Annotated in this window: 28 protein-coding genes and 3 pseudogenes; 21 read left to right on the forward strand and 10 right to left on the reverse strand. The window is 70.6% G+C overall.

Annotated elements, in window-relative coordinates; translation table 11 throughout:
- The first annotated feature begins 111 nt into the window (after window positions 1-111).
- Together WKH84_RS15550 and WKH84_RS15555 are read left to right on the forward strand one after the other, a co-directional pair.
- Window positions 112-957, forward strand: coding sequence for an ABC transporter transmembrane domain-containing protein (locus WKH84_RS15550; RefSeq protein WP_341854310.1), 846 nt, complete (start codon window positions 112-114; stop codon window positions 955-957).
- On the forward strand, window positions 954-1,955 hold the full coding sequence (locus WKH84_RS15555) for an ABC transporter ATP-binding protein (protein WP_341854311.1): 1,002 nt from the start codon (window positions 954-956) through the stop codon (window positions 1,953-1,955). The genes WKH84_RS15550 and WKH84_RS15555 overlap by 4 nt, the downstream gene beginning before the upstream one ends.
- A 6-nt stretch (window positions 1,956-1,961) precedes the next feature.
- Here the strand turns inward: WKH84_RS15555 and WKH84_RS15560 are convergent, their stop codons facing one another.
- From WKH84_RS15560 to WKH84_RS15575, 4 genes are all read right to left on the reverse strand, one after another.
- On the reverse strand, window positions 1,962-2,426 hold the full coding sequence (locus WKH84_RS15560; RefSeq protein ID WP_341856920.1) for a glycosyltransferase family 4 protein: 465 nt from the start codon (window positions 2,424-2,426) through the stop codon (window positions 1,962-1,964).
- Between the two features lie 27 nt (window positions 2,427-2,453).
- The gene (locus WKH84_RS15565; RefSeq protein ID WP_341854312.1) at window positions 2,454-3,218 is read right to left on the reverse strand and encodes a hypothetical protein; all 765 of its coding nucleotides are present in this window, start codon (window positions 3,216-3,218) and stop codon (window positions 2,454-2,456) included.
- Window positions 3,219-3,318: 100 nt separating this feature from the next.
- Window positions 3,319-4,017: a glycosyltransferase family 4 protein gene (locus WKH84_RS15570; protein WP_341854313.1), complete on the reverse strand. Its 699-nt coding sequence runs from the start codon at window positions 4,015-4,017 to the stop codon at window positions 3,319-3,321.
- The gene (locus WKH84_RS15575; RefSeq protein ID WP_341854314.1) at window positions 4,007-4,360 is read right to left on the reverse strand and encodes a hypothetical protein; all 354 of its coding nucleotides are present in this window, start codon (window positions 4,358-4,360) and stop codon (window positions 4,007-4,009) included. The genes WKH84_RS15570 and WKH84_RS15575 overlap by 11 nt, the downstream gene beginning before the upstream one ends.
- A gap of 335 nt (window positions 4,361-4,695) precedes the next feature.
- On the opposite strand from WKH84_RS15575, the gene WKH84_RS15580 reads away from it, so the two are divergent.
- The 5 genes and pseudogenes from WKH84_RS15580 (at window position 4,696) to WKH84_RS15600 (ending at window position 6,761) form a co-directional block, all read left to right on the forward strand.
- A complete protein-coding gene (locus tag WKH84_RS15580; RefSeq protein WP_341854315.1) occupies window positions 4,696-5,349 on the forward strand; it encodes a hypothetical protein in 654 nt (217 codons plus the stop codon).
- Entirely contained in the window at window positions 5,330-5,692 is a 363-nt protein-coding gene (locus WKH84_RS15585) for a hypothetical protein (protein ID WP_341854316.1), read from the forward strand. The genes WKH84_RS15580 and WKH84_RS15585 overlap by 20 nt, the downstream gene beginning before the upstream one ends.
- A 17-nt stretch (window positions 5,693-5,709) precedes the next feature.
- Window positions 5,710-5,859 (forward strand): annotated as a pseudogene (locus tag WKH84_RS15590) (sugar transferase); the annotation flags it as partial.
- 73 nt (window positions 5,860-5,932) lie between these two features.
- Complete coding sequence (locus tag WKH84_RS15595) at window positions 5,933-6,181, forward strand: sugar transferase (protein WP_341854317.1); 249 nt, start codon at window positions 5,933-5,935, stop codon at window positions 6,179-6,181.
- 115 nt (window positions 6,182-6,296) lie between these two features.
- On the forward strand, window positions 6,297-6,761 hold the full coding sequence (locus WKH84_RS15600; protein WP_341854318.1) for a VanZ family protein: 465 nt from the start codon (window positions 6,297-6,299) through the stop codon (window positions 6,759-6,761).
- Here WKH84_RS15600 and WKH84_RS15605 read toward each other — a convergent pair.
- Window positions 6,661-7,332, reverse strand: a complete 672-nt coding sequence (locus WKH84_RS15605) for a 2-nitropropane dioxygenase (RefSeq protein WP_341854319.1) — start codon at window positions 7,330-7,332, stop codon at window positions 6,661-6,663. The two genes, WKH84_RS15600 and WKH84_RS15605, sit on opposite strands and share 101 nt — an antisense overlap.
- Before the next feature lie 280 nt (window positions 7,333-7,612).
- On the opposite strand from WKH84_RS15605, the pseudogene manA reads away from it, so the two are divergent.
- From manA to WKH84_RS15625, 4 genes and pseudogenes are all read left to right on the forward strand, one after another.
- A pseudogene (manA, locus tag WKH84_RS15610) lies at window positions 7,613-8,826 on the forward strand (mannose-6-phosphate isomerase, class I).
- 52 nt (window positions 8,827-8,878) lie between these two features.
- Window positions 8,879-9,109, forward strand: coding sequence for a PqqD family peptide modification chaperone (locus WKH84_RS15615; RefSeq protein WP_341854320.1), 231 nt, complete (start codon window positions 8,879-8,881; stop codon window positions 9,107-9,109).
- The gene (locus tag WKH84_RS15620; protein WP_341854321.1) at window positions 9,106-9,375 is read left to right on the forward strand and encodes a hypothetical protein; all 270 of its coding nucleotides are present in this window, start codon (window positions 9,106-9,108) and stop codon (window positions 9,373-9,375) included. Before WKH84_RS15615 ends, WKH84_RS15620 begins: the two co-directional genes overlap by 4 nt.
- Entirely contained in the window at window positions 9,372-10,250 is an 879-nt protein-coding gene (locus tag WKH84_RS15625; protein WP_341854322.1) for a hypothetical protein, read from the forward strand. Before WKH84_RS15620 ends, WKH84_RS15625 begins: the two co-directional genes overlap by 4 nt.
- On the opposite strand, the gene WKH84_RS15630 is transcribed toward WKH84_RS15625, so the two are convergent.
- Window positions 10,251-10,814: a hypothetical protein gene (locus WKH84_RS15630; protein WP_341854323.1), complete on the reverse strand. Its 564-nt coding sequence runs from the start codon at window positions 10,812-10,814 to the stop codon at window positions 10,251-10,253.
- Window positions 10,815-11,131: 317 nt separating this feature from the next.
- Between WKH84_RS15630 and WKH84_RS15635 the strand changes: the two genes are divergently transcribed.
- Window positions 11,132-11,791 carry a choice-of-anchor G family protein gene (locus WKH84_RS15635; RefSeq protein ID WP_341854324.1) on the forward strand — a complete coding sequence of 220 codons (660 nt, stop codon included), beginning with the start codon at window positions 11,132-11,134 and terminating at the stop codon, window positions 11,789-11,791.
- A gap of 105 nt (window positions 11,792-11,896) precedes the next feature.
- The gene (locus tag WKH84_RS15640; RefSeq protein ID WP_341854325.1) at window positions 11,897-12,763 is read left to right on the forward strand and encodes a hypothetical protein; all 867 of its coding nucleotides are present in this window, start codon (window positions 11,897-11,899) and stop codon (window positions 12,761-12,763) included.
- Here WKH84_RS15640 and WKH84_RS15645 read toward each other — a convergent pair.
- The 3 genes and pseudogenes from WKH84_RS15645 to WKH84_RS15655 all read right to left on the reverse strand — a co-directional run bounded on the left by WKH84_RS15645 (window position 12,741) and on the right by WKH84_RS15655 (window position 13,709).
- Window positions 12,741-13,184, reverse strand: coding sequence for a hypothetical protein (locus tag WKH84_RS15645; RefSeq protein ID WP_341857031.1), 444 nt, complete (start codon window positions 13,182-13,184; stop codon window positions 12,741-12,743). The two genes, WKH84_RS15640 and WKH84_RS15645, sit on opposite strands and share 23 nt — an antisense overlap.
- Before the next feature lie 190 nt (window positions 13,185-13,374).
- Window positions 13,375-13,467, reverse strand: a pseudogene (locus WKH84_RS15650) (hypothetical protein); the annotation flags it as partial.
- Window positions 13,468-13,487: 20 nt separating this feature from the next.
- Window positions 13,488-13,709, reverse strand: coding sequence for a hypothetical protein (locus tag WKH84_RS15655; protein ID WP_341854326.1), 222 nt, complete (start codon window positions 13,707-13,709; stop codon window positions 13,488-13,490).
- A gap of 138 nt (window positions 13,710-13,847) precedes the next feature.
- Here WKH84_RS15655 and WKH84_RS15660 point away from each other — a divergent pair, with 138 nt between their 5' ends.
- From WKH84_RS15660 to WKH84_RS15695, 8 genes are all read left to right on the forward strand, one after another.
- A complete protein-coding gene (locus tag WKH84_RS15660) occupies window positions 13,848-15,308 on the forward strand; it encodes an aldehyde dehydrogenase family protein (RefSeq protein WP_341854327.1) in 1,461 nt (486 codons plus the stop codon).
- Between the two features lie 539 nt (window positions 15,309-15,847).
- Window positions 15,848-16,111 (forward strand): hypothetical protein, encoded by a 264-nt coding sequence (locus WKH84_RS15665; RefSeq protein ID WP_341854328.1) that lies wholly within the window; start codon window positions 15,848-15,850, stop codon window positions 16,109-16,111.
- A 655-nt stretch (window positions 16,112-16,766) separates the two neighbouring features.
- Window positions 16,767-18,125, forward strand: a complete 1,359-nt coding sequence (locus WKH84_RS15670) for a M48 family metallopeptidase (protein ID WP_341854329.1) — start codon at window positions 16,767-16,769, stop codon at window positions 18,123-18,125.
- 106 nt (window positions 18,126-18,231) lie between these two features.
- A complete protein-coding gene (locus tag WKH84_RS15675; protein ID WP_341854330.1) occupies window positions 18,232-18,708 on the forward strand; it encodes an MFS transporter in 477 nt (158 codons plus the stop codon).
- Window positions 18,666-19,667: an MFS transporter gene (locus WKH84_RS15680; RefSeq protein WP_341856921.1), complete on the forward strand. Its 1,002-nt coding sequence runs from the start codon at window positions 18,666-18,668 to the stop codon at window positions 19,665-19,667. Before WKH84_RS15675 ends, WKH84_RS15680 begins: the two co-directional genes overlap by 43 nt.
- Window positions 19,668-19,676: 9 nt before the next feature.
- A complete protein-coding gene (locus tag WKH84_RS15685) occupies window positions 19,677-19,955 on the forward strand; it encodes a hypothetical protein (RefSeq protein WP_341854331.1) in 279 nt (92 codons plus the stop codon).
- A 76-nt stretch (window positions 19,956-20,031) separates the two neighbouring features.
- Window positions 20,032-20,769, forward strand: coding sequence for a hypothetical protein (locus WKH84_RS15690; RefSeq protein WP_341854332.1), 738 nt, complete (start codon window positions 20,032-20,034; stop codon window positions 20,767-20,769).
- On the forward strand, window positions 20,754-21,557 hold the full coding sequence (locus tag WKH84_RS15695) for a hypothetical protein (protein ID WP_341854333.1): 804 nt from the start codon (window positions 20,754-20,756) through the stop codon (window positions 21,555-21,557). The genes WKH84_RS15690 and WKH84_RS15695 overlap by 16 nt, the downstream gene beginning before the upstream one ends.
- Here the strand turns inward: WKH84_RS15695 and WKH84_RS15700 are convergent.
- On the reverse strand, window positions 21,443-22,207 hold the full coding sequence (locus WKH84_RS15700; RefSeq protein WP_341854334.1) for a hypothetical protein: 765 nt from the start codon (window positions 22,205-22,207) through the stop codon (window positions 21,443-21,445). The two genes, WKH84_RS15695 and WKH84_RS15700, sit on opposite strands and share 115 nt — an antisense overlap.
- Window positions 22,208-22,212 lie beyond the last annotated feature (5 nt).

Below are 22,212 nucleotides of genomic sequence, written 5' to 3' on the forward strand. Positions count from 1 at the left end.
TTCTCAAGGTCCTGGGCTGGGACAAGTCCGTTCTGTTCGTAGGATATGGCACGTGGAACCCACGGCCCCACGAGCCGGCGAGGGGTTCCTGACGTACAGGAGAAGGTGGATATGCCGACCACGGAACGAGGGGGCATCCGTGCTGTGGTTGCTCGGTCGCGCACTGTCATCGCGATCGTGCCGTGGCGCATGCGGGGAAGCCTGATCGGCCTGCTGTTCACCTCTGTGATCTCGGCACTGCTCGACCTCGTCGCGGTGGCGCTCATGCCGCCGCTCACCCAGATGCTCATGTCGCCGGAGTCCATTCCAGGCGTGGTGGAGCGCTTCGTCGTGCCGCTCGTGGGCACGCACGACCGCCAGACACTCCTCCTCGCCGTGACGCTCGTCGTCGGCCTCGCCTTCGTCACGAAGAATCTCGGCGTGATCGGGATCCGATGGTGGAGCCTGGGCGTCGTCAACCGGGCGCAGGCCGCGCCGCAGGCAACCATGCTGGAGCGATACCTTCGCTCCGATTACCAGGAGTTCCGTCGCCGCTCTCGGTCCAGGATTCTGCAGGCCATCACGGGAGCCATTCCGCAGGCGTTCCGCGGGGTCCTCCTGGGCGCGATCTTGGTCCTCACGGATGCACTCGCGATCATCGCGATCTTCCTCGCTCTCGTGCTCATGGCACCGCTCGCCTCGGTGCTGGCGATCCTCGTCTTCGGCGGGACGGCACTGCTGGTGGCTCGGGTGTTCAAGCCCTTCGCCTACAAGTTCGGGCTCCGGGGCCTGATGCTCGAGCAGGACGCGTGGTCCCATCTCAACCCGGCGATCGAGGGCTTCCGGGAGACGAGGCTCTTCCGCAGGGAGTCGCTCTTCGTCGAGCGTTATCGCGCCAATCGCGCCGGTATGCGAGGACAGCGCGCCGCCAGGGCATCCTGGGAGAAGCTCCGAAGTACCTCCTCGAGATCGCGATGATCGTCGGGATCCTCCTGATCGCGCCGCTTCTCTTCTGGCTCTACGACGAGGCGACCGCCTTCGGCCTGCTCGCCGTGTTCGCGGCCGGTGCGGTGCGCATCGTCCCAGCGCTCAACCGCGTCGTCGCGACCGTCAACAACCTCCGCGCGGCAATGCCGAACCTGACGTTCGCGGCGGACGAGATCGGGAGCCTGGAGAACGAGGTCGGTCGGGTGGAGATCGTCCCGACCGGTGAGCAGGACGCTCCGGTGCCGGAAGAGCCCGTCGAGGTCCGGGATCTGGGGTTCCGCTACGCCACGGGCAACCGTGATGTCCTCTCCCAGGTGGAGGTCCGGATCGATCGGGGTACGACCGTCGCCCTCGTGGGGCCCTCCGGTGCAGGGAAGACGACCTTCGCCGACCTCGTCGCCGGTCTGCTCCGGCCGACCGAAGGCACCATCACGGTCGGCGACATGGATGTCTCCCAGGAGCCGCGACGCTGGATGTCCGAGGTGGCCGTCGTCTCCCAGCAGGTGTATCTCTGGGATGCCCCGCTCCGAGACCTCATCACCTTCGGTGCCCTGCGCGATGAGGTGGACGAGGAGCATCTCGCCGACGTCGTGCGCCGAGCTCGGCTCGAGGATTTCGTCGCGGACCTGCCCGAGGGGCTCGGCCAGTGGGTCGGTGACGGCGGGGTCCGCGTCTCCGGGGGCCAGGCACAGCGAATCGGCATCGCGCGCGCCCTGTACGCCCGCCCACGAGTGCTGATCCTCGACGAAGCGACCAGCGCATTGGACAACGAGACGGAGCACCAGATCACCGAGACCATCGCCGCTTTGCACGGCGAGCTCACAGTGATCGTGATCGCGCACCGCCTCTCGACCGTCAAGAACGCGGACGACATACTGTTCTTCTCGGAGGGCCGACTGGCCGGACGGGGCACGATGACAGAACTTCACCGGCAGAACTCGGAGTTCGCACGGCTCGTGGAGCTGGGGCGACTCGAGCTCGACGTCTGACGCTGGTCAGCCCCTCGCCTGGCGGCTCATCAACGCGTCCTCAACGCCCGAGAGGTATTCCTTAGCGAACTCGCGTGCTCCGTATGTCGTGCGAGCGCGCATAGCCGCCTTACGCGCCCGAACTGCCGCACCGTCGTTCGACAGTGCGTCGAGGACTCCCTGGGCCAGCTCGTGATCATCATCGGAGACTAGGTCGAAAAGGTCAGTGTCGATGCCCTCAGCTCCCACGGTGGTGGTGAGGGTCGGTATGCCGCGAACGATGGACTCGATCACCTTGAACTTGACCCCGGCACCGCGGTCGATCGGTGAGACGGTAGCGCGGAGCCCGGAGTACGCCTCGTCGAGATCATCGACGAATCCGGTGAGCTCGACTCCTGGAAGGCCACTGAGCGCGCGCGGGGCGCATCCTCGAGACCACCCCCGATGATGCGGAGGCGTGCGTCGGGCCGTGCAGAACGGACGAGCGGCCAGATGCGAGTGGCGAGCCGCGCCGCGGCGTCACGGTTCTCGTGGCGTCGCAGTGCGGCGACGAAGCCGATGATCGGCGGGCGGGAGTCGACGTCGAAGAGCGGCGTGGAGTCGTCGACGAGCGGCGGTCGGACGATGGCGGATGGCGACCCGGAGGTGCGACCTTCGAGCGAAGACCCGGTCCTTCTCGGAGAGGACGAAGGCGCGGTCGAGCGCAGGTGCGGCGCGTCGGAGGAGCCGGCGATTGCGGGCACGGTTGGCGAGAGGCGCCCGCGTGCCAACTCTGTCTCCCGCTGTGTCGATGCTGCGGGTGAGCTTCTGCTCGTTCACGTCGTGGAACATGCAGGTCGTCGCGACGTTCGGGGCGACCTTCCGGATCAGCGGCGTAAGGCGCCCGTACTCCTCCCACTGGAGGTCCACGAGATCGGCCGCGCGGAGCGACCGACGGACTGAGCGGTCGATGAGCAGATCGGCGAGGAAGTGCCAGGGAGCCTCGGCGAGACCCCGCGAGGGCAGGACGGGGAGGGCACGATGGACGACGGTCAGTGCCAATCGATGCAGGCCGCGATGGTCGCGCGGCCTGCCGAGCAGATGGGTGGGAGCGGCAGGCGCGGTCCCGTGGAGGGCCTCGATCGTGGCGTTCGTGGACGGGACGAGCACTGTGACGTGCGCACCGGACGAAAGGTGGGCCCGGACGATCCTTGTGAGCAGGAGACCTCCCGCATGCGTCGGCGACTCGAGGGCGGGGACGGGCGAGAGAACGACGACGCGGCGGGCAGTTTCGTGGGTGGTCATCGGAGTTCAGCGCCTTCGTCTGGGCCATGTGCCAGTCGGTTCCGGAGTGTGGCGGATCGTCTCCTCGGTCGCGGGTGACAGGACCCGGGATCGGTCGCGGTCAATCGTTGACCCACCCTCGGTCTCGGAACAGGCCGTCAATGCGCTTCCACATCTGCGAGTACGTGAAACGCGACCGGATGTCATGGGCGACGGACGCTCCGAGACCTTCCCGGAGCTCGGAGTCCTCCCGCGCGCGCAAGAGGGCCAATCGCCAGGCTTCTACGTCCCCTGGAGGGCAGAGCAAGGCGGTGTCGTCAGAGAAGTACTCGCTCTGAGCGGGCGTTCTCGTGAGGACAAGGCAGGCTCCAGTTGCGCCGGCCTCGAGCGCGACGGTCTGCCCTGATGGATATGCCATCTCGCGAGTCGGAACGGCGACGATCTGCGAGGACGAGATCGCTTGCTTGTATCTGTCGAACGGAACGACGCCATGGAAATGGACGTTGTCCGGCAGGCTGAGACCTGTGATGTTCTCTGGCTTGCAGTAGAGATGTACTCGGAGGTCCGTTCCTCGGACGGCCTGGATGAGGGTTGCGTAGTCTCGCCCACGGTCGAATCCCACGGCTGTGATCGAAGGGGAGCGAGCGTGGAAGGGTCGCGGGGTGAATATCCTCTCGGCAAACCCGAAGGGAACAGCCTCGACGGAACCTTCCGAGAACCCCGCGTCGACAAGGATGTCGATCTGGTTCTCGCTGAAGACGATCGTGAGGTCGACGCCCTGGTATCGCGCCGCAACCCGTCGTCTGCTCTCAGCGGGCATCTCTCTGAGCTCGTCGGCGAGCCAGCGAGCAGATCATGGCGAGTGGACGATTGGCGTATGGCGGGACTCCGCGGCGTGCCAGTGCCGCGGCTGTCAGTGCCTCTCGCTCCAGGAACGCGAGAACCAGGTCGCTGTTCCGAGCTCGCGGGACCGATCGGAGCGTCTTGTCGAGCGGTAATCCCGTGCGGTGCTCGATGACGTCCCGCATCTTGCGGTGGAGGCGATGGCTGGCGGGCTTCACTTCCACGAGCTCGTACCCCAGGGTGCCCAGCTTGTCGATGCCGTAGGGGCCGTCGGCGGCGGAACCGCCGGTGAGGACAAGGCACCGAGTGTGATGCGGCATCTGACCTCCTGGTGGGCGCCCCGGTGTCGAGACGCCGATGTTAGCAGTGGTGGCAGATGCCAGTTCCCGCTGGAAACTGCATGGAAATCGAGCATCGGCTGGGGTGCCGTGTGCAGGGTCGGTCACAGTTTCTGCACAACTGTGTCGCCTGTCGGACCTCACCCTTAAAGTTGCAACTAAGCGTCGCTTCGCCCGATATCTCCTACGGGCGCTCGAGGCAGTTGGGCGCAGGGCCGGCCGGTCCAGCGCAGGGGTATGAGACAGTGGCTGTGGTCGCCGATGAACCGTGGAGGGGCCGTTGAACGCTGTTCCCGGGGAACCTGGGGTTGGGGACCTTGACTGATCTGGATGTCGAGCGTGCCGCGCCGGCGCGCCATCGACCCTCGACGCGGACCCGGCGCTCGTCGGAGGCACGGTCGCGCCTGCTGGCGCCGCCGGCCATGATCGTCGGGGACGTGCTTGTGCTCGCCCTCGCGGTGGGCATCGCGTTCGCCGTGCGCCAGCTCGTCCTGCCGCCGGCCGGTGATCTTCGCGAGAACGTCGCCAGCGCCTCTGTCGTAATGGCGCTGGGCTGGTTGGCCGCGATCGTGATGTTCGGCGGGTACGACCGCCGACAGCTAACCGCCGGCCCGCGGCTCTACCGCAACGTCCTCCACGCATCCGGCGCCGCCTTCGGGGCCATCGGAGCGTTCGTCTACCTGCTGGATCTCGAGCTCTCCCGCGCCTTCTTCCTCGCGTTCTTCGTGACCGGCCCGCCGTTGCTCCTGCTGAACCGGTCGCTCTTCGCGGCGCGGCCTCGCCAATGCCCGCGTACGCGGCCTCTTCCGGCAATCGGTGATCGCCGTGGGTGCCCTTGGCCACGTCGACGGGATCGCCGCGACCCTGCACCGCGAGCGGTGGCTCGGCTACGACATTGTGGGTGCGGTGACCCCGAGGGGCATCGTCGAATCCTCGCGGCTCGGGATCCCCGTGCTCGGCGCGGAGCGTGACCTGCTGGCCATCGCGGAGTCCGTCGCGCCGGACATGTCGCTGTTCACCGCCGGCTCCACCGCGAGCGCCGAGGAGTTCCGCCGCACCGCCTGGAAGCTCGAGCACGAGAAGATCGGCGTGATCGTGGTCCCCGCCCTCACCGAGATCTCCGCGGACCGCGTCACGATGCGCCCCGTCGCGGGCCTGCCGTTGGTGCACATGGACCTGCCCCGCGCCCGCCAGGCCCTGCGCTGGACCAAGCGCCTGTTCGACGTGGTCGTTGCCGCGGCCCTGCTGGCGCTGATCTCCCCGCCGCTGGCCCTGATCGCGCGCGCATCCGCACCCACGACGGAGGCCCGGTGATCTTCCGTCAGCGGCGCGTGGGCCGCGACGGCAAGCAGTTCGAGTTCCTGAAGTTCCGCACGATGGTCACCGACGCCGAGGCCGTGAAGGTCGAGATGGTCGAGCGCGCCGTCCAGGACCGCGGCAACACGGTCATGTTCAAGATGCAGGACGACCCACGCATCACCGCCCCCGGACGCTTCCTGCGCCGCTTCTCCCTCGACGAGTCGCCGCGGCTGTGGAACGTCGCCGCGCGGCGACATGAGCCTCGTCGGCCCCCGCCCCGCCCTGCCCGGCGAGGTGGAGCGCTACGACGACGACGCGAAGCGCCGCCTCCACGTGCGCCCCGGAATCACCGGGCTGTGGCAGGTCTCGGGCCGCAGCGACCTCTCCTGGGAGGACACGGTGCGGCTGGACACCTACTACGTCGACAACTGGTCCTTCACCCAGGACCTCCAGATCCTCATCCGCACGGTCAAGGCCGTGCTCGCCTCCTCGGGCGCCTACTGACGATGGCCCGGCCCGCCCCGGGCGGAGCGCCCGCGCGCGCGCCCCCACAGCGCACTGCCCCGCACCCTCCGCCTCCTCGCCGCGCTCGTGCCGCTGCTCTACCCGCTCGCGGCCGGTGCCCTGCTCGCTGACGTCGGACGGCTGGGCCGTGAACCGGCTGAACGTGCGGGTCTGGTACGCCGTCACCGGTGCCGTCGGCCTGCGCGAGCAGATCACGCCGGAGATGTTCGCGGCGCTCGCGAACGTGGCGCTGTTCGTGCCGTTCTTCGCGGCGCTCGCCGTGCTGGTGCCCACCTGGTGGTGGGTGGCGGCCGGCGCGGGGCTCTCGATCGCGGTCGAGCTCTACCAGGGCGAGATCGGCACGCGGGAGCAGGACCTGGTCGACATCCTCGCCAACACCGCCGGGGCCGCGCTCGGCGTCGGCCTGGGGCTCCTCGTGTGCAGGGTCGCCGTGCGCAGGTCGGCCCGTCGGCCGGGACTCAGCGACGCAGGAAGCGCCCCCAGCGCACCCACCACTCCCGGCGCACCTCGCGCCGAGACGGGGCATGGCCCAGGCGGAGGCCCAGATGATCGCGATTGACCTGCGGCGCCTCGACCAGCGCCCGCGCCTTCACGAGCGGTCCCTCGGCGTCCCGCGCCCGCGCCCACCATACCTCGGAGGGGGCGGCGCCGTCGTGCACCGCCTGCCACACCCGCGCACCGGGCAGGCCCTCGACCGCCTCCGGGCGGCCGGTCGCGAGCGCGAGCGGCACCTGGGCGCCGAGCTCGGCGGCGAGGTCCTCGATCCGCGCCCGCTCCGCCTTGTCCACCTCGGTCCAGGCCACGCGCACGTCGTGACGGGAGCGGCCGCTCGCATCGCGGGCGGCGTGCACCAGCGACACCAGACGGCGCGCGGTGAGATCCGGGACCGAGCACGGGGCGCCGCCCAGGTCCACGGTCTCGCGGCGCGCCCACAGGCGCTCGAAGGTCGCCGCCGCATCCCGGTCCAGGCCCGGGAAGGCGCGGTGCAGATCGGCCGTGCCCCACACGCGGTGGTGGAACGTCGCGGCATGCGCGAAGACGCTCCCGTGCTCGAAGGTGGTCACCTGCTCCCAGCCGTCGGCCTCGAGCGCGGCCACCAGCGGCGCGACCTGCGCCGGGTCCACCAGCACGTCGCAGTCCGAGGAGCCGGCGCGGCCCTCGGCCAGCGCGGATGCGCGCCTCGCCCTTGAGATGCAGGATTCTCACACCCGCGCCTCGGGCAATATGGTCGAGGCGACCATGGGCCATGCGCAGACGCACGGGCACCGGCACCTGCACGGGGGATGTCATGGGGGGAAGTGTAGGAGTCGCAGGCCCCGGCCGCAGGATCGACAGCGGCGCCGACGGGCGGAAGGACGCTCGTCATGAGCGCAGCAGGACGCAGGGACGATAAGGGAAGGGGGCGCGGACGTGTGGGAGCTCGATAGCCGCATCCAGCACTACGACTGGGGATCGACCACCGCGATTCCCGAGTTCCTGGGCCGTCCCGCCGACGGCGCCCCCTGGGCCGAGGCCTGGTACGGCGCGCACCCGCTGGCGCCCTCCACCCTCGCCACCGGACCGGACGCCGGCGCCGGGCTCGACGCCGCGATCGCCGCGGACCCGCGCCGCATGCTCGGCGACGGCGTGGAGCGCGCCTTCGGCGCCCGCCTGCCCTACCTGCTGAAGGTCATCGCGCCGGACAAGCCGCTGTCCCTGCAGGTCCACCCCGATCGCGAGCACGCCCAGGAATCCTTCGCCGCGGAGACCGCCGCGGGGCTCCCGCTCGAGTCGCCGCGCGCAACTACCGCGACGACAACCACAAGCCCGAGATGCTCATCGCGCTGACCCGGTTCACCGCGCTGTGCGGGTTCCGCACCCCGCGCCGCGCCGCCGCGCTTCTGGAGGGGCTCGGCACCGACCTCACCGACCGCCTCCACACCCTCCTCACCCGCGACCCCACCGCCCACGGCATGCGCGCCGCGTTCCGCACCCTGGTCTCGTCCGCCATGCGCCCGAGCCCCGAGGCGGTCCAGCAGGTGGTCGAGGCCTGCCGGGCCCGTGCCGACTCCGGCCGCTCGCCCTCCCCGCGCATCGACCAGACCGTCGCGCCGCTGGCCGAGCACCACCCGGGCGACCCCGGCGTGGTCGCCGCGCCGCTGCTGAACCCCGTCACCCTCCGCCCGGGCGAGGCGATGTTCGTGCCCGCCGGGACCCTGCACGCCTACCTGCACGGCGTGGGTCTGGAGATCATGGCCGCCAGCGACAACGTGCGCGCGCGGGACTGACCCCCAAGAAGGTCGACGCCGACGAGATGCTCGCAGTGCGTGAGCGTGCAGGCCGCACCGCCCCTGCGCGTCGCCCCCGAGCGGCAGAACGCGACGTCGGTCGCCTACTACGCCCCCGTCGACGACTTCGAGCTGTCGCTGACCACGCTCACCGACCCGCCCGGCACCTTCCGCACCCGTCACCGCGTCCCCGGCGGCGGGCCCCGCACCCTCCTCGGCCTCGAGGGGGAGGTCTTGCTCCAGAGCGACCTGGGCCGCCACGTGCTCACCGCCGGCAAGGCCCTGTTCGTGCCCGCCGCCGCCGGGCGGCTCCACGCCGGCGGCTCCGGCCGCTTCGCCCAGGCGAGCGTCCCGTGACCCGCTACCGGTCGCGCCCCTGGTCAGCGACTGGGACGGGGAGGACCTGTGGGTGGGGGCGGCGCCCCACGGCCCCATCACCCGCATCCAGGGCGTGGGCGCCCTCGTGCTCGAGCTTCTCGCCGAGACGCCGGACCGCGCGGCGAGTCCCGCCGAGCTCGCCGACCGGGCGCGGCAGGAGGTCGAGGACGTGCCCGAGGACGCCGAGCAGATCATCACCGGCTTCCTCGCCGAGCTCGATACGGGCGGGATCCTCGAGACGATCGAGGAGGACGCCGCATGACCGCCGCACCCACCACCGTCGCCGCGACCCGGCTCGAGGTCGCCGGCCACAGCGTGCGGCTCACCTTCGGGCCCGGCCTCGAGACCGTGGCCGAGGAGATCGACGCCCTGTGGTCCCACCTGCTTTCCGCCGACGACGACGGTGCGACGCCGCAGATCCGCCTCGACTACGCGCTCGCCGGCGGCGACCTCCCCGCCGGGACCGTCCCGCGCAGGCGCGGCCCGAGGCGAGCTACACCATCTCCGGCCACCTCACCCGCGAGGTGATCCGCCGGCTGATCGGCACCCGCCTCTTGCTCCACGCCGGCGCCGTCGTTCACCCCGAGCTCGGCACCCTCGTGCTCGTCGGCGCGTCCGGGGCGGGGAAGTCCACCGCCTCCTCCCTGCTCGGACGGGACGGCGCCTATCTCACCGACGAGCTGACGATCATCACCCCCGGCACCTTCGCGCTCACCCCGTATCCCAAGCCCGTCTCCAAGCACGACCCGGAGCTCGGCGCGAAGCGGGATCTCGCCTTGCCGGGCCTGGGCCTGCGCGCCGCCGATGAGGCGGCCGCCCCGGCACCTGCGATGGTGCTGCTGCTCGAGCGGATCCAGGACGAGGGCGAGCCGGGGGAGGGGTCCTCGGTGACGCGGGTGCCGCTGTCCGAGGCGCTGACCCGGATCGTGCCGCAGACCTCCTCCCTGTGGGAGGTGCCCGACGGCCTCGCCGCGCTCGCCGCCCTGCTGGACTCCGTGGGCGGGGCGCTCGAGGTGCGCTATCGGGAGGCCGCGGAGCTAGAGGAGCTGCTGCGCCACCTGCCGCCGCCCGAGCACGTCGAGACGGTCGAGATCGCGCCGCGGCCCACCGATGCCGCCGGCGGCGAGGACGCGGTGCCAGCACCCGGCACGATCGCCGCCGCACCGTTCCGCCAGGCGCTCGCCGTCGAGTCCGGGCTGTTCGTGCTCGGCGAGCACGGGGCGATCCACCTGCCGGGCCTCGCGGGACTGGTCTGGGACCTGCTCGCCGACGCGGGCCCTCTCGCCTTCGACCAGCTCGAGCAACTGGTGATCGAGGAGATCGGGGAGCACCCCGAGAGCGCGGCCCTCGTCCGTGGCGCGGTCGCGGAGCTCGTGGGCCACGGCTGGGCCCGCCAGGGCTGATCAGGGGGCGAGGATGCCCCGGCGCAAGACCGGCAACAGCCGCTCCACCCGTTCGGTCAGCGGCGCGGCCGTCCGTGCCGCCTGCGCCGCATCCTTGCCGTAGGGATCGGGGACGTCGAGGCCCGCGGGAATCGCGCGGCGCGTCCACGCGGAGATGATTTCCTTCAGCGGAGCGGCCGAATTCTCCGACGCCATCCGAGCGAGTTCTGGAACATGTCCCATATGTCCGATGCGCCGAGTCGCGGCAGGGAATTCTTCCAGGAGGTAGGCGCGCTGTCGGCGCGACATCGTCAGGATGAGATCCGCCCCGAGGTCCGTGGCGGATACCTGGCGGGCGCGAAAGCCCTGCGGGTCGACCCCGCGCGCGGAGAGCTCACCCGCCATCTGTGACTCCATCGCACTGCCCTCCAGGGCGAAGATGCCCCTGCTCGCGGCGCGATTGCCAGGCAGTCGATCACGCAGCAGATGCTCGGCGAAAGGGGAGCGGCAGACGTTGCCGGTGCACACGAACAGGACCGAGGGCGGCCGCGGCTCAGGGCGGTGCACGGGGACGGGAGAGCTCATGCGCACAGACTAGACGCCACAGGAGACTTGTCCGAAATGTCCAGATAAGAGTGGCAACGCGGAAAACTTACTGGGCGGTAAGGTCACGGAAAGGTGTCGGAGGTGAAGAATCGTGACCGCCCTCCTTTCTATTCGCCGAGGGCATGTCAATATCGGGGGCGTGACGGTCCGCGGTCGCACCTGTCCGCCTGAGTGCGCCTCCCTCGGAAGGTGCCAGCTGGTGCGCCCGGAGCGAAGCGTCCCCCGTCGTCCACTCGACGCGACCCGGCCACTCGTGAGGTGAGGCGCCGGGACGCCTGTGCCCGAAAGAGGTTCCCGTGACCGCACCCTCCCGTGTCCGCCCCGCCGAGGCCGGACACTCCGCCTTCACCCGCCGCACCCTCGTCAAGGGCGCGGCATGGGCGACGCCCGTCGCCGCGTTCTCGCTCAGCGCGCCGGCGATGGCGGCCAGCCCCGGCGAGTGCGACCCTGCTGGGACTCTCTACGACTCCACCGGCATCGGCAGGCTTCTGAGCGGCTCGATCCTGTCCGCGGATCTGGATGCCGTCGCCTCGGTCAACGGTGCCACGGCCGAGGTCGACGCCACGACGCCGCCTTCTGACGAGGAGACCAATCCGCTTTCCGCGGGCGTCCTCAACGCGGTGCAGTTGAACCTCACCGGCCTGGCCGACACGCTGTCGGATCTGCTCAACTTCAACACTGACACGGGTGTTCTCAACCAGTACGGCTACGCGAACGAGGATGGCACTGTGCGCGGAGCCAGCGGTGCCGTCGCGGACGACGGGTCCATCCGTCTCGAGCCCTCCGAGGGCTGGCCCGAGCTCGCCTCCCTCGACCTCCATAGGGTGGTGAGCGAGATCGGCGGCGACGGGACCGCTGACTTCCTCTCCACCGTAGCGAACGCTGAGCTCTCGGTCGGTGCGGTCGCCGGACGCACCCAGTTCAATTCGCTCTGCAACCCGCCGGCTGACCTGTAGCGCGACTACCTCGTCTCCTATCTGAAGGCGGAACTCACATCGCCTACGGTGGGTGCAACGGTCGAGACCATCAACGGCACCCTCAGTGGACTCACCTCGGGTCTGGTGAGCACGCTCAACAGCCTTCCTCTCGTGAATGACCTGCTCCGAGTGGATTCGCTCAGCCTGTCGCTCGACACCGCCGAACTCCCCGCTGGCACTGGACGGCCGGTGAAGCTGGCGCTGTCCAACCCTGCAGTGGTCACCGTCGATCTCGGCGCACTCCTGGGCGGTGCCTACGAGGGCACCACTGCGTCCCCTTGGCTCAACAGCCTCGCGCCGAACACTCGACTCTTCACCGACGCTCCTCTGCCCACCGATGCGCTTGCGCGAGAGGTCGGAACCCTTGTCGACGCCGTCCTCGGTGCGATCCGAGTCGATATCCGGGTTCGGGGGCTCCTGGGCCTCATTCCTGTCACGATCACCGGGAGTCTCGCCGACCTGGTCAGCGGCAATGCGACCGTCCAGCCGTCGCTACTGGGGCTCACCTCTGCGATCCTGTCGGTCATCGGAACGACCATCCGCGACGCGATCCTTGCGGCCGGAGCGCTCACGCCCCTCACGGGGGCGCTCAACCTCCTTCTGCAGGGGCTCTTCACCGTTCTGACCGAAGTCGTGGTGCTGACCATCAATGCGCAGAACGGCGAGCCCGGCGCCGTGCCGGATGATCTTGCGGCCCTGCCGGATGGGCGGTACGACGTCGCTGCCTTGCACATCGGCGCGGTCGACGCAGGCGGGATCGATCTGCTCGATGTCTACCTCGGACGGGGAAGCGGCGGAGAGAACCTCGTGCGCGCGCGTGAGAAGGACTGGCCCGTTCACGGAGCGGGCCAGTCCATCTCCTGCTCGCCGTCGACGGGGCTCTCGCGCGCCTCTGCCAGTTGCTCTCGGATCTCCTGCACGAACTCGATCACCGCGCCGCGCCGCCGTTGACGGGGCCGCCGGCGAGCTGACCGTCGGCCCCCAACAGCACTGCGCTCGGCGCGCTCGCGCCGCCGAGCGCGGTGCGGGCGGTGAACTGCAGGTCGTGCAGGGCGTGGTCGGTGACGCGGTCCGTCGTCCGCTCGCGCGGCTGGTCCAGCGGGCGGGAGAACACGAACCGCACCTGCGGCGTCTGCTCCAGCTCGCCGATCCACTCCTCGGCGTGGTCCAGCACCCGCTCGCACGGACCGCATCCCTCGGTGACGAACACCAGCGGCGCCGCACGCCGCGCGGTGAGCTGGGTGAGGGTGATCAGGCGGCCGTCGGGTCGCTGCGGACACCGCCGCCGGGATCGGGGAGCGCTCGTAGTCCAGCGGCTCGTCCTCGTCCGGATCCGCCGCCGCGGGGGCAGGAGCGGTCGGGGCGTCGGCATCGGTCTCGGCGACGCCGCCGCCGATCGTGGCGGCCGTCAGCGCAATCGCGATCAGCGGCGCGATCCCGAGACCGATCAGCCCCATCGGCGCCTGCACCAGGAGAGTGGTCATCGCGCCGCTCGCCGCCGCGACCACGGCCAACAGGCCCAGCACGCTCAGGAGCACGTTCCGCACCAGCGTGGTGCGGGAGACGGTGGGGGAGGCGAGGGTGCCGAAGCAGGAGCAGTGCACCTGCTCCTCGAAGGTCAGCGCCCGCGCGATGATCACCAGATAGGCGAGCATCAGAGCCGCCACGAGCCCCGTCAGCAAGCACCTGCAGCGGCGGAGCCGGGATCCAGATCGCGAGCGCGAGCACGATCTCCGTCACCGGCGGCACCGAGGCGATCGAGGCGTGCATCGTCGGCGCGCGGAAGGCGCAGCGAGCGCATCGCATCCTGCGTCCCCTCGCGCGCACCGAGCTTCGCGAGCCCGGAGATCAGCAGGGTGATCGACAGCAGGATCGGTGCCGACAGCAAGACAGCCATTCGGGGAGCCTCCTCGCGTCGGCCCGGCCTTCGGGACGGCGTCAGCCTCCATTGTCGGGCATCGATGCCCGTCGGAACGGGGACGGGCCAGCCGTTCGCCCACGGCGCACCGCGACCCGTCGGCCCTACCCTGGAGCCATGTCGACTGACGCGCACCAGGCCGCTCCCACCGCCCTCGACGCCGTCCGACGAGGCGAGATCCTCGCCGACGTCGCCGCGCCGCGGGACTCCTTCAACGCCGGCACCACCCGGCCGCTCGAAGCGCGGATCGCGCAGCTCGACGCCCTCGCCCGCGGTCTCCGTGCCGAACGCCCCCGGTCGCTGAAGGCCCTCGAGCTGGACCTCGGCAAGTCCCGCACCGAATCGCTGATCACCGAGGTCGGCGTCGTCACCCAGGAGATCGCGCACCTGCGGAAGAACCTCCGCGCCTGGCTGCGACCGGAGCGCTTCGGCCCAGGGCTGCTGCTCGCGCCCTCCAGCGGGCAGATCCGTCGCGAGCCGCTCGGGACCACGCTGATCATCTCCCCGTGGAACTACCCCGTGAACCTTGCGCTCGCACCGCTGATCGGCGCGATCGCCGGCGGCAACACCGCGCCGCTCAAGCCCAGCGAGGTCGCCCCCGCCACCTCCGCCGCGCTCGCGCACCTCGTGCGCGCCCACCTCGACCCGGCCTGGGTGCGAGTCGTCGAAGGCGCGGTCGAGGAGACGACGCTCCTGCTCGAACAGCGCTTCGACCTGATCTTCTACACAGGCAACGGTGCCGTCGGCCGGATCGTCGCCCGCGCCGCCGCCGAGCACCTCACCCCCACCGTGCTCGAGCTCGGCGGGAAGTCGCCGGTGTTCGTCGATGCGGGCACCGACCTCGCCACCACCGCCCGCCGCATCGTGTGGGGGAAGTTCACCAACGCCGGGCAGACCTGCGTCGCCCCCGACTACCTCATGGCCGAGCGCTCCACCCTCGACGCCCTCGTGCCCCATCTGAAGGACGCCGTCGCCGCGATGTACGGGCGCATTCCCCAGCGCGCCCGCGACTACGGCCGCATGGTGAACCAGAGGCACTTCGACCGCGTGCTCGCCCTGATCGACGACGACAAGGCCGTGCTCGGCGGCACCTCCGCGACCGATCGGGCCAATCGCTACCTCCCGCCGACGATCCTCGACGGCGTGGACTGGGAGGACCCGGTGATGGGGGAGGAGATCTTCGGCCCCGTCCTCCCGTTGCTCGAGGTCTCCGGGCCCGACGAGGCGATCGCCCGCATCAATGGGGGCGAGAAGCCTCTGACCGCCTACGTGTTCAGTCCCCGCCCCGAGATCGAGGAGCGATTCATCGCCGAGACCTCCTCGGGATCCCTCGCCCTCGGCCATACCCTCGCCCACCTCGGCTCCCAGACCATGCCCTTCGGCGGTGTGGGGGAGTCCGGCATGGGGAAGTACCACGGCCGCGCGAGTTTCGAGGTGTTCACGCATGCGAAGCCCGTGGTGAAGAAGCCGCGCGCCCCGACACGCGCGCCTCGTCACCCCGCCGTATCGCGGGGCGAAGCGGGCGCCGCTGGGTCGGCTGTTCCGTTGACTGCCTGGGAAAACGCCCAAAACGACTGAACCCGGGCGTAGTGCGTCGTGCGGCGTGACACATCGGTCGAACATAGCCGCGAGACCGTTGCGCCGGCGCGAGGTTTAGCCGTAGCTTGGCTACCGTTCAGAGCGTCCTAGGCTCCGACCGGGCATGGGACGTGTCCGCACGCCGTGCCCTCGAGGGTGCCGCCACCATCAGGAAGGTGCCAATGACCGGCTCCGATCCCATCCCCACCCGTCGGCACCTCCTGCGGGGTGCGGCCTGGGTTGCCCCTGTGGCCGCTGTGGCTGTTGCAGCGCCCGCAGTCGCTGCCTCGTCAGCGCCTCTCTTGGGAGGCATCCTCACAGTGTCGTCGAGCACGGGCCCGGCTGGCACGACGAATCGTAGGCAGACCATCACCATCAACGGCAGTGCCGAATACCCGACGGCGGGCATTTGGATGGAGAACGTCCCAGCCTCGCCGAACCCCACGGCGGCGAGATACACGCTCTATCTCCCCTCTCCGACGCATGCCGCCCTCACGTGGACTCGGGTCGGCACTGACTCGACCTGGACGATTCCCACGGTGGACAGCGGCGCGCCCGCCATCAGCGGCTACACCGCATATACCACCACCTACTCGAACCCGGCCATCGTGACTAGTTGGGCTCGTGACAACAACCTGCGTCGCATCTACGCCACGGGTCGACCCCACTTCCAGGCCGTTCGATCGGTCGGGTCCAACGCCACGGTGCCCGCCCTGACGGTTTACAGTCTCCGCCGCGTCACATACAACGGGCGGGACTACACCCTGCGGCGTGGCCCTTCCACGCTGGCGCCGACGCCCTGACGCGTCCGAACATGGGCCCCCTGCGGCATTCGTCGTCGCAGCGCGCCGGGGCTAATGTGCAGCGACTGCGTGGCTACCGCCACTCGTTGGTCCGCACGGCCCTGTAGTTTCAACCCCATTGAGCCGAATCTGCGAGTGTGAGAATCCGCTGGCCACCTGCGTGTTCAGCCCTCGCCCCGAGATTGAGGAGCGGTTCGTCATCGAGACCGCCTCGGGCCTCCTCGCCTTCGGCCGCGCCCTCGCCCACCTCGACTCCCAGGCCATGCGCTTTGGCGGTATGGGGAAGTATCACGGCCGCGCAAGCCTTGAGGTTTTCGCGCACGCTAAGCCTGTCGTGAAGAAGCCCGCCGCGCCCCGACACGCTGAGGCTCGTCACCCCGCCGTACCGCGGGGCGGAGCGGGCGCTACTCGGGCGGCTGTTCCGCTGAGCCGCCGCGCGGCGGACGCCGGCGCCTCGGCTCGTTCGACCGCCGTCGGCCTTGCGGATGGCCTCACCGCGACGAATGTTTATGGTGACCCCTCCTCGCGGCCATGATCGGGCCTGACCAGGGCGATCGGTGCTGCGCAGCAGCGCTAGCGGGTCTAACGTCGTTCCATGGCCCGCACGGGCCCGCCGTTCCGACCCCTATGAGCCGATGCGCTCGAGGAGCTCCTCATGACCTTCCCGCCAACCGCGTCGCCGGCGGCCCCTGCGCCGCCGAAGAAGCCCTCCCTGTTCAACGGCGCCACCACCCACGGCGTCCGCGGCCAGCGCCGGATCCGCCACCCCTGGGAACTGCCGCTGCTGTGGGTGGGCGTGGCCGCGACGGTGCTCGGCTACCTCTCCTGGGGCGGCGCGATCGGCGGCACGATCTGGCTGTACTCCGAGCAGGGCGAGGACGCGGTCTCCACGGCGTGGGAGTACGCCTCGATGCTCCCGCTGGTGATCCAGCTGGTGTTCCTCTCGCCGCTGCTGCCCCTGATCATCTGGTGGGTGCGCGCGATCATGTACGCCCAGATGCGGGCGACCTCCGTGCGGATGAGTCCCACCCAGTTCCCCGAGGGCTACCGGATGGTGGCCGAGGCCGCCGCCCAGTTCGGGATGCGCAACGTCCCGGACGCCTACGTGACCATGGGCAACGGCGTGATCAACGCCTTCGCCTCCGGCCACGGGTTCCGCCGCTTCGTGGTGGTGCACTCGGACCTGTTCGAGGTCGGCGGTCAGGGCCGTGACCGCGACGCGCTGAAGTTCGTGATCGGCCACGAGGTGGGCCACCTCGCCGCCGGCCACGTCTCCTACTTCCGTCTGCTGTTCACCAACCTGCTCTCCCTGGTCCCGCTCCTGGGCCCGGCCCTGTCCCGCTCCCAGGAGTACACCGCCGACAACTTCGGCTACAGCTTCGCCCCCGAGGGCTCCGCCGGCGTGATGGGCCTGCTCTCCGGCGGGAAGTACCTGGGCACCGAGGTCAACGTCCACGAGCTCGCCGACCGCGCCGCGACCGACCCGAGCTTCTTCGTGCACTGGGTCAACTGGGGCTCCTCCCACCCGATCACCACCTGGCGCGCCCACGCCCTGCGCGACCGCTCCAAGCCCGGCGCGCTGTGGATCCGACCCAAGGGCCATCTCTTCGACTCGCCGTCGCCGGCCGGGCACCGCTGGTCCTCCCAGTACCCGAGCCCCGGCGAGGCGATCACGCCGCTCGACGCCGCCGACGGTGTCCGTCCCGCGGGATACGACGACCAGTTCGGCCGCTTCACCCGCGTGCCCACCCCGGACCGTCCCGGGGTGCGCACCCTGCAGACCTCCGCGCCGCTGCTCAGCGACCGCACGGCCTACGTCATCCCGTCCGGCCCGTACAACGACGACGCCCGGCGCATCGCGGCCGACGACGTCGCCGCGAGCCCGTTCGCCGCGCCCGAGCAGCAGTCCGCGACGGGCACCGGCTTCGGGACGGCAGGCACCGACAAGACCTCGGGGCCCCGCACGGACGAGTCCGCCTCCGGGCCGGGCGACGAGGATCCCTCCCAGTCCTGACCCGCACCTCCCGCCGCGGCCGGCCCCTCCTCGGGGCCGGCCGCTGCGGTGTCCCTCCGGTCACCACACCCTCCACAAAAATGCACTCACTGCATAAGGTGTCCGGGTGATCCCCCACTACAGCGCGCCGACCCCCGCGGTGCGCCGCAAGCCCCTGCTCGCCGTCCTCCTCGCGCCCCTGTTCATGGCCCTGATCGCCGTGAGCGTCATCAACGTCGCCCTCACCGCGATCGGCGAGGGCCTCGAGGCGGACACCGGCTCGCTGCAGTGGGTGATCTCCGGCTACGCCCTCTCCTTCGCGATCCTGCTGGTCCCCGCCGGGCGCGCGGGGGACGCGACCGGGCGTCGGCGCATGTTCGTGATCGGCGTCGGGATCTTCACGCTCGGCTCGCTGATGTCGGGCCTGGCCCCGAACGTCGAGATGCTGAACCTCGCCCGCATCCTGCAGGGCATCGGCTCGGGCCTGCTGAACCCACAGACCGTCGCCCTGATCCAGCAAAGCACTTCCGCGGCCAGGACCGCGCCCGGGCCTTCGCGCCGCTGGCCACCACCGTCGCCGTCGCGACCGCCATCGGCCCCGTGATCGGCGGTCTGCTGATCCAGGTGCTCGGCCCGAACTGGGGCTGGCGCTGGATGTTCCTGATGAACGTCCCCATCGGCATCGGCGCGATCATCGGCACCTTCCGCTACATCCCCGACGACCGCGCACGCGGGAAGGCACGCCCCGACCTCGACCCCGTCGGCACGATCCTGCTGTGCCTGGCGATCCTCGGGATCATGCGCGCCCTTCCTCGAGCGCGGCGTGAACGCGCTGGTGTGGCTGTCCTTCCCCGCGGGGGGCCGCTGGTGCTGGGGCTGTGGTGGACCTGGGAGCGGCGCTACAAGAGCCGCGGCGGCTCGCCCATGGTCGACACCGCGATCTTCGCCAACAAGGCATTCCGCAACGGCATCCTCATCGTCTCGGTGTACTTCCTCGGCGCAACCAGCGTATGGATCATCGTGCCGCTGTTCCTGCAGATGCACCTCCACCACACCGCCTTCGAGGCGTCCCTGCTGGGGTCGCCCTCCTCGATCGCCGCCGCGATCAGCTCCCAGATCGCCGGCCGCTACGTGCTCACCTTGGGCCGGCGCATGGTGATCGCCGGATTCGGCGTGGCCTTCCTGGGCCTGCTGAGCACCACGCCGCTGGCCGGCTTCGTGGAATCCGGCGCGGTCGCGTTCTGGTGGCTGGCCGCACCGCTGATGCTGATGGGCCTGAGCCAGGGCATGACCATCTCCCCGAACCAGACCCTCACCCTGAACTCCGTCGACCCCCGCTTTGGCGGCGTCGCCGGCGGCATCCTCCAGCTCGGCCAGCGCCTCGGCGCCGCGATCGGCACCGCGATGATCCCCGGCATCATCTTCTCCCTCACCGACGGCGGCACCGAATGGCTCGAAGCGTTCACGATCGCGCTGGTGATCATCATGGCGCTCACCCTCGCCGCGATGGGCGTCAGCTTCGCCGACCGCGCCCGCGAGAAGGAGGCGCCCGGGGCGCTGTGAGCCCCGGGCGTGCATCGCACCTCGAGCCGACCAGCCGCGCCCGCGGCCCCGGTCGTCGCCGCCGAGAACGCGGCGGCGCCGAAGGGCTCGGCATCATCACCCGCGCGCGCGCCGCCCGGGCCCTACGAGATCGAGACCCCGCGCCGCGATGGGCGTCTGGACCCGGTGCCCGCCCGGATCAACGTGCCGCCGCTGCTGAGCCACTGGACCCCAGCGCCACTCCTGGCCGGCTACACCACGGGCGCCCAGGATCGCGTGGGCGAGTTCGTGACCGCGCCGAACGCGTGAAACGGCAGGGCCGCGCCTCCCGATGGACGGCACCGGGATACCCTCTCCCGAGGCATCGACGCGAACAGGGGGCGCAGTGGGGCGCAGCGACCGGCGGGGGAGCGGACGGGATCAGCGCGCGACAGGCCGCGTCATCGCCCGGGGATGGGGCGGGGCCGAGGACGAGGAGGCGCCGCACGGCACCTTCCATGGTTCGACGGCAGGCACGCCCTCGCCAGGAGAAGACCTGACCGCCGGAGCCCGGTCAGCCCGTGGCCGGACGACGGGCGGCCGCTCGGCCGGGGCCGCACTGAGCGGGGGATCGACTGCCAGGGGCTCGTCGGCCGGAATCCCGTCGGCCGGAATCCCGTCGGCCGAAACCCCGTCGGCCCCTGCGGCAGTCGATGACCGCGTCTCCGCCACCGCGCCGCTCCGCCGCCGGCGCTGGTGGTCGCTCGGCGGGATCGCCGCGCCGCTCGTCCTCGTGCTGGTCGCGCCGCAGGTGCTGGTGGGGGAGCGCTCGCCGGAGACCGAGGCGCGCGGCTTCCTCCAGGCGATCCTCGACGCCGACACCGACGCCGTGCGCGAGCACGTGGTCGAGCCCGAGGACGGGGTGCTCGACGTCGCTCTCACCGACCAGGTGACGCTGGCCGCCGAGGAGCGCGTGGACCGCTTCACGATCGAGGAGACGAGCGTCGACGGCGACAGCGCCCAGGTCACGGCCACGCTCAGCCTCGGCCGACGCACCCAGGAGACCACCCTCCACCTCACCCGACACCGCGAGGGGTGCCGCGCCGCCCCGTATGGGAGCTGGAGCCCGTGGAGCCGCCGGTGATGCGGGTCGCCGTGCCCGTCAGCGCCCCCGCGGTGATGATCAACGGGGTCGAGGTCCCGCCGCCGGACGAGGCCAAGGCAGACCAGGCATTTGGGCTCGTCGAGGTGCACCTGGTGGTGCCGCCCGGCGTGTACCAGCTCAGCGCCCCCGAGGGCGGAGAGGCGGTCACCCCGACCACGGTCCGCTCGACCATCCCACCCGTGCTCGGGCCCTGGCTGAACTCGCTCATCGAGATCGGCTACGAGCTCACCGAGACCGGCGAGGAGCAGTTCAGCACCTACCTGATCGACACGGCGCTCGCCGAGTGCGCGCGCGAAGACCCAGCCACGGCCCGAGAACTGCCCCCTCAGCGCCCCGGAGGAGGTCACCGGCGAGGGCACCTGGCAGATCATCACCCCGCCGCAGCTCCACGTCGTCGGCGGGGCGGCGGGCTACTACGACGCCTACGGCTACGGCGGCCTGGCCGAGTTCACCGTCACCGCCGAGGACGGGACCACCACCGTGCACCGTGTGCCGATCGAGGAGACTGCGATCGGGATGATGAGCAGGGACGGAGATTTCTCCGGCACCTGGTTCGGGAACCAGGAGACCGTGTACTACTGACGTGCCCTGAGGCGCGGCGGACGACCGGTCGGGGGTCTCCCGAGCGGTCGTCCGCCGCGCGGCGGGACGGTCAGCAGACGGTCGGCTCCAGGGAGATCTCGTCCTCCGCTGTCGGCTCGCCGGCTGGTGCCGTGCTCCTGCTCTCGACGGGGCTCGAGGCGAGCCGTCGCGTCGAGGTGTTGTAGGCGCCCTCGGTGCCGGCGCGTCGCTGGAAGGTGTGGACCTCTCCGTCCAGGGTGATCGACCGCTCCGCCCAGTAGTTCAGGACGCCGCAGGTGTCACCCGACTGCTGGAACGTGTCCGTCCCCACGTGGAAGTCCCCGAGGAAGACTCGTTCCATCCCATCGCGCCCGTCAGTCTTCTTCGTCAGATCTATCGCGCCGGTGTAGGTCCACCGGTACCCGGTGTAGAGCTTCCCGTCGGGCTTTCTCGCGGTGCCGACCGTCGTCGGTCCGGACCAGCGGGAGGAATGCCCCTGGAGAGCGCGCCACGTGATGGAGGTGTCCCGGCGGGTGTGATCCCCGAGGATCCAGGAGGTGAGCGTCGCATCGCCGGCCTGAGTGACGTCCTCGGTGTCGTAGAGGTACAGGCCGAAAGGGGCACCGTCGGGTGTCGTGACCCCGGACACGAGCGAGGTGATCTCAAGGCGGAAGTAGCACGGGAACAACCGGTAGCTCGAGGGGATGTTCTGCACCCACCCGTTGATGCCGGGATCCTTTCGGATGGAGGCGGCGATGGCCGGGGCGGCGGCCGCGACCATGGCGGTGGGGAGTGCCCAGGCGGCACCACGGACGAGCGAGCGGCGAGAGATTTGATTGAAACTCGAACTAGTCATGCGTC

The organism is Brachybacterium sp. GPGPB12, from assembly GCF_038396325.1.
Taxonomy (GTDB): domain Bacteria; phylum Actinomycetota; class Actinomycetes; order Actinomycetales; family Dermabacteraceae; genus Brachybacterium; species Brachybacterium conglomeratum.